10 protein-coding genes are annotated in these 12,226 nt (G+C 37.7%); 8 read left to right on the top strand and 2 right to left on the bottom strand.

Features of this window, described 5'->3' with window-relative positions; translation table 11 throughout:
- Positions 1-6 precede the first annotated feature (6 nt).
- The 6 genes from HMPREF1536_RS03045 (at position 7) to HMPREF1536_RS03020 (ending at position 7,440) form a co-directional block, all read left to right on the top strand.
- Positions 7-1,140, top strand: a complete 1,134-nt coding sequence (locus tag HMPREF1536_RS03045) for an SGNH/GDSL hydrolase family protein (RefSeq protein ID WP_150115600.1) — start codon at positions 7-9, stop codon at positions 1,138-1,140.
- 109 nt (positions 1,141-1,249) lie between these two features.
- Positions 1,250-3,574: a hypothetical protein gene (locus HMPREF1536_RS03040; RefSeq protein ID WP_044192208.1), complete on the top strand. Its 2,325-nt coding sequence runs from the start codon at positions 1,250-1,252 to the stop codon at positions 3,572-3,574.
- A gap of 33 nt (positions 3,575-3,607) precedes the next feature.
- Positions 3,608-4,288 carry an RNA polymerase sigma factor gene (locus tag HMPREF1536_RS03035; protein WP_028727906.1) on the top strand — a complete coding sequence of 227 codons (681 nt, stop codon included), beginning with the start codon at positions 3,608-3,610 and terminating at the stop codon, positions 4,286-4,288.
- Positions 4,289-4,352: 64 nt separating this feature from the next.
- Positions 4,353-4,874: a DinB family protein gene (locus HMPREF1536_RS03030; protein WP_028727905.1), complete on the top strand. Its 522-nt coding sequence runs from the start codon at positions 4,353-4,355 to the stop codon at positions 4,872-4,874.
- A gap of 124 nt (positions 4,875-4,998) precedes the next feature.
- The gene (locus HMPREF1536_RS03025) at positions 4,999-5,355 is read left to right on the top strand and encodes a hypothetical protein (RefSeq protein ID WP_028727904.1); all 357 of its coding nucleotides are present in this window, start codon (positions 4,999-5,001) and stop codon (positions 5,353-5,355) included.
- Between the two features lie 588 nt (positions 5,356-5,943).
- Positions 5,944-7,440, top strand: a complete 1,497-nt coding sequence (locus HMPREF1536_RS03020; protein ID WP_028727903.1) for a T9SS type A sorting domain-containing protein — start codon at positions 5,944-5,946, stop codon at positions 7,438-7,440.
- A gap of 227 nt (positions 7,441-7,667) precedes the next feature.
- Here HMPREF1536_RS03020 and HMPREF1536_RS03015 read toward each other — a convergent pair whose 3' ends face one another.
- Entirely contained in the window at positions 7,668-10,118 is a 2,451-nt protein-coding gene (locus tag HMPREF1536_RS03015) for a DUF3987 domain-containing protein (RefSeq protein WP_167331503.1), read from the bottom strand.
- Positions 10,096-10,356: a DUF4248 domain-containing protein gene (locus tag HMPREF1536_RS03010; RefSeq protein ID WP_044192204.1), complete on the bottom strand. Its 261-nt coding sequence runs from the start codon at positions 10,354-10,356 to the stop codon at positions 10,096-10,098. The genes HMPREF1536_RS03015 and HMPREF1536_RS03010 overlap by 23 nt, the downstream gene beginning before the upstream one ends.
- 319 nt (positions 10,357-10,675) lie before the next feature.
- Between HMPREF1536_RS03010 and HMPREF1536_RS03005 the strand changes: the two genes are divergently transcribed.
- On the top strand, positions 10,676-11,128 hold the full coding sequence (locus HMPREF1536_RS03005; protein WP_028727901.1) for an HU family DNA-binding protein: 453 nt from the start codon (positions 10,676-10,678) through the stop codon (positions 11,126-11,128).
- 125 nt (positions 11,129-11,253) lie between these two features.
- Complete coding sequence (locus HMPREF1536_RS03000) at positions 11,254-12,150, top strand: YitT family protein (protein WP_028727900.1); 897 nt, start codon at positions 11,254-11,256, stop codon at positions 12,148-12,150.
- The last annotated feature ends 76 nt before the right edge of the window (positions 12,151-12,226 follow it).

Raw genomic sequence — 12,226 nt, 5'->3', positions numbered from 1 at the left:
TAGGAAATGACAATGAAATATTGGTCGATTTTTTTATTCGTAATGTGTTTGTTTATCCTAAGTGCTTGTCGGGATGATTCAATAGAAGAAGCATCGTCCATAATCCCGGTTACAGATGCAGAATTAACTATTGGAGATAAGATATATGCGGTAGTAGGTGATACTCTGAAGATTTATTTTAATAGTATTGTCTTGAATTCGGCTTCAGGGGATTACGGCTTGGCATTAAAATGTGACAAAGGTAATAATTATAGTAAATATTGGCGTTACATACCTAAAACTGATGATGTAGGTGAATCCTTTATGGATTTGCAATTGTTTGATTTTAAAGGAAACGTACTTGTAGAAAAGCAGGTCTTGCTTATTACACGGGAAGCCAGAAATCCGGAGTTTCGTCGGAATCTTTTATGTTTGGGAAACAGTCTGATGGCAGCTGGGCAAACCCCGATTGAATTAAGCCGCCGGCTGAAAGGAACTTCTGGATTGATTGATAGTCCGGAAAGTTTATCCTTGACCAATTATTCTTTGGTCGGACGAGTACAAAATAGTGAACAAACTGTTGGTTGGGAAGGAACTCCGGGCTGGACCTGGCAAAAGTATATCGATAGTTTCGATATACAATCTTATGTCGATCAATATTGTGAAGGACAAATGGATTATATTTATCTGCAATTGGGTATTAACGAATTGTTATGGTTGGAGCCATTTGCCGATCAATCTTTTATTATTAATGGTGCAAAAACGCTTATAGATCGGATTCATAAAAGTTATCCCTCTTGCAAGGTTTTACTAGGTAGCGTATTACTTCCCTCTCAAAATGGAGGACTGGGAAACAAGTATCCGGCCAATATCGTTTCTGGTATCTATGGAGAGAAAGGTTTTAACCTGAAAGTCCATCGATTGAATAAAGCTTATAATGATTTGGCAAATTCTGCGGATTATGCTTCTTTTACTTATTTCATTGATAATAATGCCCAATTTGACTGTTTGAATGTTTATCCGAAAATAGAACGTCCTTCTGGTAATTATGTCCCTGGAAATGAGACGATAGATACCGATGGTATTCATCCTGCTAACATAGGGTACTGGCAAATAGCAGCTGGCATCTTCCGTGCGTTGATTGGGATCGAGGAGGCATAGATGAAGCATAGATGAGATGTCTGGGTATGGCTATTGCTGGGTTTTTCCTTATATTTGCGCAGTGGTCTTGTTTTGGGAGACTGTAATGATAATTGAAAATACCGGGTACATGAAAAACATTCTGTTAGCCATCTTTTTACTGACATATACCTGTTTGCCGTGTTTTTGTCAGCAAGCGGTAGACGAAACCTGGGTTACTTCTATTAATAAAGAATATGCAGCCTTTCCTTCCGAGCTTATCTATCTCCAAACCAGTAAAGGTATTTATGAGACAGGAGAAGACTTTTGGTTTAAAGCATATCAGTTGAATTCCCTGTCTTTTACATTCTCCAATCAAAGTCAGACATTGTATCTGCAAATGATAAATAATAAGGATAGTATCGTTTGGCAAGAGAAATATCCGGTAGAAAACGGTATGGTATTCGGTCATGTTTATGTCAGTGAGAAGCTGGCGGATGGTGATTATTTTCTGGAAGCTTATACCCGTCATTCTTTTCATAGCGACACAACAGGAATTATATCTTCACGTAAAGTAAGGATTATCAAAAATATAGCTCATGATAATCAACAATCGGAAGATATGGGAAAAGATAGTTTACGATTTGATATTTTTCCGGAGGGAGGGAACCTGGTTTCGGGTTTGCCTTCACGTGTGGCGTTTAAGGCTACAAATGGCAAAGGATATCCGGTAGAGGTAAAAGGTACTTTATATCAAGATGATACTCCGGTCACCTTATTTGAAAGTAGTCATGACGGAATGGGGGTTTTCTTTTTTACTCCTGATGCTGAAAAGAAATACCGGATAGAGTTAGAGGATGGTGTTTGTTATTCTTTACCGGAGATTTGCCCACAAGGAATGACTTTAAGCCTATCCAAACAAGACAAGAAAAATCTGGAGTTTTTTATCTCACAAACCGAAGGTTCTCCTGCTCAGGAAGTTTCTCTGGTAGGACAAATTCGTGGGATGATTTGCTGTGTAGCAAAGGGAGTATTGAAGGATCGGCTTAAAATAAAAATGCCGCTTAGTGAGTTCCTTTATCAGGGAATTGCAGAGTTTACCTTGTTTAATGGCAATATGCAACCGGTTGCAGAAAGGTTGGTTTACGTGCATCCGGAAAAGAAGCTACAGATAAATATTGAACCGGATAAGAAAACATATACCCTTCGTGAAAAAGCTACATTGAAAATAAAGGTGACGGATGGGAATGGAGTACCAGTGAAAACGAATCTGGGTCTCAGTGTATTTGATAAGGCATATATCAATCCGGCAGATCCTGTAAATATATTGACGCATTGTTATCTATCCTCTCAGATACGTGGAAAAATCCATAATCCGCTTTATTATTTCGATGAAAAGAATAAAGACCGTATGCAGGCAATGGATTTATTGTTGCTGACTCAGGGATGGAGGCGGTATGTCTGGAATATAGAATATGTTCCCGATAATGAAAATCTGTTTTTGTCTGATGAAATAATAGGCATACAATCTATTAATAGTAAGAAAAAGAGGAAAGAGGCGCGGGGGACGGAACAACTTATTCAGATATCTGGTGCTGAGGGAAATTCTTTGTATGTATGGGCTGATTCAACCGGCTCTTTTACTGTCGGTACGGATATATTGAAGGAACTTCGAGGCGGTTATGTATATTTGAAACCGATGTTGTCGAATGAACATAAGCCTCAACTTGAAATAGAAGATTATTTTTCGCAAATCGATAGTCTAAGGAAAAAGAAACAGAGATATTACCCTATTATGGATATTTCTCAGTCTGTAAAAGAACAGATTCTCAATATGCCGGTCGTTAGTAATGATAGTACAATTTTACTGGATGAGGTAGTTGTTACCCGTAAAGCAAGTAGACCTTTCAGGGATAAGTTTATGGGACGTTTAGATAGCTTGGCACAGATGGATGTAGGTATGCCTTGGGTCTGCCCGGATGGACATTTGGAAAATTATAAAGACGGATATACGGTACATCATGATCCCCGTTATTGTCCCAATGCAAATATCGTTCCTCTTGAAAAACGAAGTAAACCGGTAGAGGGTAAAACGTATCGAATTATTAAACCTAAATATTTCGATGGAGGAAAATGGTTTATTGTGGAAGACGAACAATATGTCGTTTATCACGGTCCTATTTATTCGGAAGAAGAACTTCTCCGTCGGAACAACCTTTGGCGTGCCAAAGGCTACTACGTTGCCCGTGAATTTTACCAACCGGACGAAATAGATATGCAATTGTCAACTCCCGATGCCCGTAATACTTTGTTATGGCAACCTTCCGTCATTACGGACGAAAAAGGCGAAGCAACAGTTTCGTTTTATTGCTCGGATATTAATACCGGATTTGTGGGAATAGCGGAAGGTGTCGATGGAACGGGACTGCTCGGTACAGGGAAATGTGAGTTCAGGGTAGTTAGGAATTTTAATTGAATATAGCGCTCATAATAACGAATTATTTTATCAATGGAGGTAGATCGCAAAGATTTAGTTGAGCACTACGGTACAATGGTCGCTACCATTGCCCATCGGATGATTCAGAACAGGGAGATTGCGAAGGAGGCGGCTCAGGAAGTCTGGTATGAGGTTTTCAAGAGTCTGCCTTCGTTCAATGCTGATTCTGAATTATCGACCTGGATTTATACGATTGCCAGACGGACTATTTCACGGTATGCCCAAAATGAAAAAGTGGCGACATTGGTGAAGCTGGAACAATTCAGGGCCTTACAGGAAATCGAATATTCCGGTTCTGATGAGGAACGGAAGGAATGGGTAAAAGAGAGATGCGACTGGTGTTTGACGGCATTGAATCATTGCCTGAATAATGATGCCCGGCTGATCTTTATCTTTAAGGAGAATGTAGGGCTTTCTCATAAAGAGATCGGAGAGATCATGGAAATGTCGGTTGAGAATGTCCGTAAGATATATTCCCGTTCCATTGATAAGATCAGCCATTTCCTGACCGATACCTGTCCGCTCTATAATCCTGCGGGAACCTGTAAATGCAGAATTTGTAAGCAGGTCTTTTTCATTGACCTGGATAAAGAATATACCACAGTTGCCAAAATGATACGGCTGGCCGACCTGTATCAGAAGTTTGAGAAAGATTTGCCCCGGAAAAATTATTGGGAAAAATTTCTGGACTGAGTTGTCACAATCTCTACACTGTTACTCACTAATTATAATGTATAACTTAAAAAATAACATTATGATGAGTAGAATTGAATTTTTGAGAGAGCAAATCATTGAAGCACGGAATTTTGTAAACCGTCTGATTTCAGAAATGCCGGAAGAGCTATGGTACACAATTCCGGAAGGTACGGATTCAAACTTTGCCTGGCAGGTCGGACATTTGTTGGTTTCACAGAATTTTCATGCTATTACAACGATAACCGGAGTAAATGAAGATATTAAACGGCAGATACCTATCGCCCGTTATAATAAAATCTTTAATGGTATGGGTACTTTGCACCGTTCTGTTGAAAGAGACTTTGTTCCCACTTCGGCATTAAAGGAACAACTGGATTTCGTGCACGATATTTGCCTTGCGAACCTACTGACTCTTAACGATGAAATCCTGAACTCCCCCCTTGAACCAATTCCGTTTAAGCATCCCGTTGCCGATATAAAGTACGAAGCCTTGTCCTGGTGCTTCAAGCATGAAATGTGGCATAGTGCCGAGATGGAAGCAATTAAAAGGGCTCTAGGCTATCCGATTATCTGGATGAAATAATAAAACCTGTTCGTGAACAATGTTATAAAACATATTGTTATATACATGAAAACAATAATATAAAAAGATTGAAAGGAGGCAGCGGCCTCCGGGTTTAGGTTTATTAATTTAATGTTTAGGTATTATGAGACGTTTAGGTATGGCTGTAGCAGCCATTTTATTATGTGCAACAGTAGGTTTTGCACGCGAGAACCGAAACAATGTGAGTAAAGAACCGTTTGCTATTAACTTTGAGAAGCTGAGTTATTATTTACAATTAACTCCCTCACAAACGAGTGAAGTGGCAAACATAAATGAATATTTCCTTGATATGCAACGTGAAAGCCTTCGTTCAAGCGAAAGCAAACAACAGAAGAAAATGCATCAGGCTGTATATGGAAATCTGAAATTGATGAAAAAGGTTCTAACCCCGGAACAGTATCGCAAATATGTGACATTGTTGAATGTAACGAACAATAATAACCGTGCTTTGAGCCTTTAATAACGAAAGGTACCGGGTAATCCCGTAAACGGTTATTGTATCAGATAAATGGAGACTGCGCAAATTGTTAGCGTAGTCTCCTTTTGCTAGAATGAGGTTATTCCTTCAATAGATATAAATACTCGATATGTTGAAGTATACTTAGGTTAAAAAGTGATTTAATCTAAGTATACTTATGTTGAATTGCGTTTTAGTCTAAATGTAGTTCAATATCCTATCCTTTTTCCAACCATATAAAAATTTGTAATAAATCTTTATTTCACGGTTGTTTTCGTTTTTAAATATATCTATCTTTGCCCTCACGTATTAGAGTTAAGACGTAGAAGCGTTAAAATATTATCCGACATTGAAATCTGGACAATTTCAACTACGGGGATAATAGACAAACTGTTTCTGCGCCTATGTTGTTGTATACTCATTCTGATTATACTTGAGGATAATCGTATACCAACATAAGGCGTGGGACTATTGTTTATTATTCTGTAGTGGGCAGTCCAGAGCCTCAATGTCAGTAATATCCAATAGTCTCCACGCTTCTTTTTTTGTTAACGCCGATCGGAGGGGACAGGGAGGGTAAATTCTAGTATTATGATGAAGACTATTTTAGTTATTCTGGCTCTATTGATGATTGATTGTGTGTATGCACAAAATGATAAAACTTTTGATACATACATTAGAAAGAAATTTCCTAATGCAAAAATCCCTAATGATAGAAAATTTGACATCGAGGGTAAAAATCCAGAATACATAGAAGATATTTTTGTTTTTGGGAAAATAATGTATATTATTTATTCAAACAAAGATATAGGAATCAATGTATCAGAAGAAACAATAAAATGGACAATACCTTCTCTAAAACAAGTTTCAAATATACTGGACGAGTGTATTGAAATTCCTTATACAATACCAATATTTGTCAATTACAATCTATCCATTCCGATAAACTATGATGATATATTCTGTGAAATAACTGGCTATTGTCCATTCCATTATGTAAATGTGACAACTGAACGAAGTAATCCTGCATATAAAATAGAGGGTGGAATTGTAAAATCAAAAATACTTAATGGAGATGATGATTCGTGGGCAACCATCTCACTTGTCCCTAATAAATCAACTTATGATACAGGTATATATGAAGATGGTAGATGGTTTAATGAAGATCCATATGTGAGTATCTTCGACAATGAGGGTATATATAAAACTACAACAACAAACCCAAATTTGAAACCACTTCTTTACAAAACAATATGTAGAGAAGTACTACACAATATAGGTATTGCCTCTCATTGGTGTGAACAAAACACTAGACATTATGGTACTTTATGTGAAAAAGAATATGGGATTTGTGATAAAACACATGAGCATACAAATGATGTATGTTCAGCTTGTGCCAGCAGTTTGTTTTATATAGGAGAAAATGCAGTAAAAGCCAATGGAGGGCTACCTGTCCAAATGAATGACAGTATGTACGGACTTGGAGATATTTTTAGTTGGATGGATATTGAAAATTTTAATGCTCCGGGGCATTCCTATAGCATATGGAATCATATAGGACCTGTAACATTAGGTATTCTACAAGACATTGGATTTAAAGCGAAGCAAAGCTATTTGAATTCCGAATATTACACAAAATGGGCGGGTAAACCCTGCTGGTATATCATCGATAATCAAGGATACTCATGGGGGAAAATATTATATGGAAAGTATCAAGATGAAATAAGTCCTGATGAAAACGGATGTTATAGTACAAACGCTCTATTATGGTTAGAAAACATGAAAGAAAGATATAATAAAAAAGAACTTATCGAATTCGATCGGGTAAGACCATATATCAAAAATGTTGTCGAAGAATTCAATACCAGTATTTATAATATATCTAAAGATAAAATACAAGTTACAGTAAAGAACAAACAAATTGAAATCTCAGGAGTAAAAGAAAACACTCTTATTCAAGTATTTGATATAACAGGCAAAATAATAAAATCATTTATAAATAAATCTACAAATATATACATGCCTATAAATCCAGGCTTATACATAGTCAAAATAAATAATAAGATATACAAGACTATATGTTATTAAAACATATGAACAGAGGGGATATAAAAAACTCATTGATGTATAAATTTTGAATAAAAATGAAGTAACCATATTCTTCCGAAAATATCATTATATTTTTGTGGAGATATAACGATATTTTACGGAGAACATGGTTACTATCATTACCTTAGTATGAAACTAAAGCAAGGGAGAGGACAAAGGGACAAAAGGACATTTAGTGTTTTTCTCTTTCCTCTCTTTTATTTACTTTAAGCATTCTCTGTACATTCTAAGCATTCCTTTTTAGTATAATGTTCTCCTCTCTTTTTGACTAAATCCTTGTTTTTCCAAAACTTGAGGGTTCTTTGAGCTGTTTTTGCTGATACTCCAAGCTCATCTTCAAAAAATCTTTTAGCATCTCCAAATGTGAAATCACAAGGTAAATTTTTATATGCTGCAGCATACTTTATTTCATTGCTACTTTCACTTTGGGGTAATTCGGGTAGAATATTAAACATTCTAATTTTTTCTTCTATAAAAAAATCATTCCAACTGATTACTAACTTCATAGTTTCGCTAGAGATGTTATATATTCCTTCCGGAGCGTTGTCCTTATATAATTTACATCCTTCCAGAATCATAGCTATACGTATAGTTATATCGCGCAGGCGTCTTATAAAACCATTTAATGCTTTACTGGCGAATTGTGCGAAACGGGATGGTGCTGCTCCGAAGTATTCATTTATCATTTTGTTGGCAGCAGGAGTAAGTTTAAAAACGAACTTTTTATCACTGAAATAATTACCGAACGATTCTATCTGCTCAAACACAGTTTTTTCAAAGGCTTCAAATTTGTAAAGATCAAGGTCTTCATCTTCTGGTAAGCCAATATATGGGGTCTCCGGTAGAAATATATCCAGGTAACGGGCAACTAAGCCATCCTCTTTGTTGTTAAAGAATCGGGCTTGCTGTGAGGGAGTCCCAGCGCTGAGAGTAGCTACTTTAGGAGCCTCTACTTTGTGATCTCCATTTTGGTGTGTATGGGAGGAAACTTCTTCTCCTTTAAATGCAGATCTAAAAATAGATGAAATGGGATTGTCTTTCTGTAGCATAGCAGCATCCAGTTCGGAAGTATATATCAGTGTAGAATAAGCAGCATTAGCTTCCAGTTGTTTGATCAATTTACTCTTAGATATATTGTGAGTAAGAGCCAGTCGTATTGGTTCAATCTTTGTAGGTTCCTCTCCACAGTTACAATCTGTATCACTACTCTTTTTGATACAGTTTTCCCATAGTCGGATCTTTTTATCTTGCTCTTTTGCTTCTGCAGCAGATCTTAATTCAATATTTTTGCTATAAGCTTTGGCTAGCTTATAAGCGGCGTCTATACAGCTTTTACCAGAAGAAGCATCACCAACAACATTAATATAGAGTAGTGTATTTATTATTTCTTTTCTCTTAGGCATGCATCTTATATCTTTTTCCACGAAGCCTAAGATGGTAATTAAAGAGATTAATGCCGTAAATTTAATTTCTTCACTGCTTTCCGGGTCAATGCAATAGTCTAGTAATGAACGAGGTATATAGTTGTATGCGGGTGAAATAGACGGAAAATGCGTATTCAAAAAGTCTTCTTCATCGAAAGGTTCTTCCTCTGTCACTTTTGAAGTGTCTATATGTCCTTTTGTCCCTTTGTCCTTTTTAGGTTGTGGAGACTTCCGGTTTGTACCGTGTTCGGATGAATATCTATGGTAGACATCCCGGATGGTACTTTCGATTTCTTCGACATCGAACCCTGATTGTACATATCTTGAAGTGCACTCTGATACAACGTCATCTAAATCGAAGCCGGCTTTTTTTAGTGTACTTGCTAATGATACTATTGTAGAGTGTCGATTTCCGTTACTCCAATTTAAATTTTGTTTTGCTGCATCTAAATAGGCAGCTAATTTTTCTTTTTCTTTCATTTCTTGAAATTTTAAGTCATTTATATCAATCTTTTCCAGCCACACGGCAGTGTTTATGTCTAACGGAGTTGCTTCCGGGTTACAGTATGCCTGCTCGTCGTGGTTCAAAAACATAGTTCGGCTGATGCTGCCTACAGCTTTATCTGCCTCTATGTTTAAATCGTGTTCGACAAGGCGCGTTGTGGCATTAAATGCGTTTTTAAAATTTTCATCGTTTATACCTCCTTCTACCTCCACGTAGTTTAGGATATGTATTCCTTCTCCTCTGACGCTTCTACAGGCGAAAACAACGTACGGAGATTTTTTGATTTTGGGCATAAGCTCATTTATCTGTTCTTCGGATATATGGTCTATGTCTGTCAGAATAAGATTGTTGAAGGTATGCGGGTCTGAATCTTTTCGTCCTTTGTCGAAGTAAGCATGAACGCTGATCATTGGTAACATTAACTTTTTTGTTTTGAAGTCTTTTTCCCAATCCTCAACTTCCTTCCGGATAGCAGCGATCTTTTCCTGATCGCTGTCTTTCCCGTTTTCTAAATCCTTCAGTCTGGCTTCAGCCAATTTGTATTTAGCATAACCCTCCAGAATCTCTATAGTTGCTTTTTTGAGCTCTGGGGAATTCCTCGTTCTCTCATGCAACTTAAGGACAGGTAGTTCCCATTTCATTTCTTGGGCTTTTGCATCGTTAAAGCCTGAGAATATGATTTCATCAAGCTTTAATAGGTCTTGTTTATCGTTCATAATACGTTTCATAATCATAATCATTATTACTGTTATAAATATCCCATCCATCCGGTTCTCCTACATGATTAATAATGCAGTCGAACTGTTTGGGTGTAAGTACCTTTTGATAAGGTTTCCACCCCAGAAGCTCCAACTTGCGCCGGAGAGTTTCCACTTTCATCCACTTAGCCAGCTTTTGCTGTGCTGTCTTTGGCTTATCGCCGGGGAAGTAGGCTAATGCCAGTTCCCTTAAATTGTTTTTTTTCATAAAAAAATTAATTAATACTGCAATGTTAGTGATAATTTTATAGAGTGGCTTTGTTATTAAACTTCATGGTAAAACTACTCAGAGATCAAGTCATCTCTTTTCAACTTTTCTTAATTCTTTGTGTGTTTTTGGGACTTATTCAATATTTTCGTAACTTTAGCGCCTTTTATTTTTTTAACAATAAAATCAGCCTGTTTGATTGAGAACATCCACGTAGTTCCATCCCATGTTATACCTATTCCGTACCTTTATAGTGTAATCAGAAAGAGAAAGGGCCCTGTTCTGGTTATGCAGTGTTAATTAAAAGTTTTGTTAGGTTATGGCATTAAAGTATAGGTTAGTCCAACGGAGGGACATGGGAAAAGATGCGGCAGAGGGTAGCAAGAAGTATTATGGCAGTGTATCAGCGACTGGTACGCTGGAATTTGATCAGATTTGTTCAAGCATTTCAGCTTATAGTACGGCTTCTCCCGGGGATGTGAAGCTGGTGTTAGACGGATTGGTGTTTGTGGCTTCCGAAGCCTTGCTGCGTGGGGAAGTTGTTCAGTTTGGTGAGTTGGGTAATTTCCAGTTGAAAATCGGAAGTGGAGGGGTGCAGGATGTGAAGGATTATGATGCATCGATGTTTAAGAGTCCGCATATAGTGTTCCGTCCGAGCTTACGAATGAAGAGGGAAATATCAAAAGTCAGCGTAGAAAAATGGCCGGTAGTGACAGTTCCCGGCTCTGGTTCCGGCTCTGGTTCGGAAGATGACCGTCCGGTTATCGAGTAGAAAGTGAGTTTTAGTAGAAAATGAATTTGAAGAGATTGCGCCATTTGTTGGTGCAGTCTCTTCTTTTTTTATATATCTTTGCGACACTTAAAAAAACAAATAATGAAATAACGTTTATCTTTGTTATGAAACAACTAAGTCTTCCTTCTAATGCTACTTTGAAAAGTGCTGTTGTCGACTACTCTTTTATTGTGGTCGGGGCTTTTCTTCAGGCACTGAGTTATATGCTGTTCCTTGCTCCCTTTAAGATTGTTCCGGGAGGGTGTTATGGTATTTCCATTGTGATACATTATGTAACGAAAGGGGTTTTCTCTATTTTCCCGGATGGTTTGCCGATGGGTGCTACCGCCTTGTGCTTTAATATCCCGTTGATGATCCTGGCAATGAAAAAGATCGGTCTGTCGTCCGGGCCTAAAACGATTGTGACATTCCTTCTGATCTCCATCTTTACGGATACCCTGTCGTATTTCTGTGGAAATGAACCGTTGGTGGAGAATGATACTTTCATCGCCTGTTTTTACGGAGGTGCTATCTTAGGTATTGGTGTAGCGTGTATTTTTAAAGCGCAGAGTACAAGTGCCGGAACGGATGTGCTGGCTCGTGTAATTGCTAATAACTCCAATCTGAAAGTAAGTAATATGATCATTCTGCTGGACTCGGCTGTCGTTCTGCTGGGGTTGATCGTTTTCAAGGATTGGGCTGTTCCTTTGTATTCTTGGTTCACCATTTTTGTGTATGGAAAGGTGGTTGAAATGTTCCAGACGGAGAACCCGAACCGTGCCGTATTTATCGTGTCGAAAAAGACGCAAGAAATCAAGGATCTTATTGTCGGTAAGATGGGTATGCGTGGTACTTTCCTGCATGGACGGGGTATGTATGAAGGAAAAGAGAAAGAGATTATCTTTACGATTGCCGAACGTAAAGACATGCCGCGCTTGAAAGACGAGATCAAAGAGATCGATCCGAATGCCTTTATTTCTACGATGCACGCAAGTAAAGATTCGCCTCGTCCCGGGATATAATCCTGTGATTATATTTGCATGGTATCACAACTTACGTTACTTTTGTAGCATTTTACAATTGAACAGAAAGATATAT

The organism is Parabacteroides gordonii MS-1 = DSM 23371 (genome assembly GCF_000969825.1).
GTDB classification, from domain to species: Bacteria; Bacteroidota; Bacteroidia; order Bacteroidales; family Tannerellaceae; genus Parabacteroides; species Parabacteroides gordonii.
Note: the sequence above shows the minus strand (reverse complement) of the source record. Positions and strands in the feature narration are given on the sequence as shown.

Bases quoted from the DNA above. Each gene is read 5' to 3' on its own strand.
- HMPREF1536_RS03045 (WP_150115600.1), top strand. From the start codon at position 7: ATGACAATGAAATATTGGTCGATTTTTTTATTCGTAATGTGTTTGTTT.
- HMPREF1536_RS03040 (WP_044192208.1), top strand. From the start codon at position 1,250: ATGAAAAACATTCTGTTAGCCATCTTTTTACTGACATATACCTGTTTG.
- HMPREF1536_RS03035 (WP_028727906.1), top strand. From the start codon at position 3,608: ATGGAGGTAGATCGCAAAGATTTAGTTGAGCACTACGGTACAATGGTC.
- HMPREF1536_RS03030 (WP_028727905.1), top strand. From the start codon at position 4,353: ATGAGTAGAATTGAATTTTTGAGAGAGCAAATCATTGAAGCACGGAAT.
- HMPREF1536_RS03025 (WP_028727904.1), top strand. From the start codon at position 4,999: ATGAGACGTTTAGGTATGGCTGTAGCAGCCATTTTATTATGTGCAACA.
- HMPREF1536_RS03020 (WP_028727903.1), top strand. From the start codon at position 5,944: ATGATGAAGACTATTTTAGTTATTCTGGCTCTATTGATGATTGATTGT.
- HMPREF1536_RS03015 (WP_167331503.1), bottom strand. From the start codon at position 10,118: ATGAAACGTATTATGAACGATAAACAAGACCTATTAAAGCTTGATGAA.
- HMPREF1536_RS03010 (WP_044192204.1), bottom strand. From the start codon at position 10,356: ATGAAAAAAAACAATTTAAGGGAACTGGCATTAGCCTACTTCCCCGGC.
- HMPREF1536_RS03005 (WP_028727901.1), top strand. From the start codon at position 10,676: ATGGCATTAAAGTATAGGTTAGTCCAACGGAGGGACATGGGAAAAGAT.
- HMPREF1536_RS03000 (WP_028727900.1), top strand. From the start codon at position 11,254: ATGAAACAACTAAGTCTTCCTTCTAATGCTACTTTGAAAAGTGCTGTT.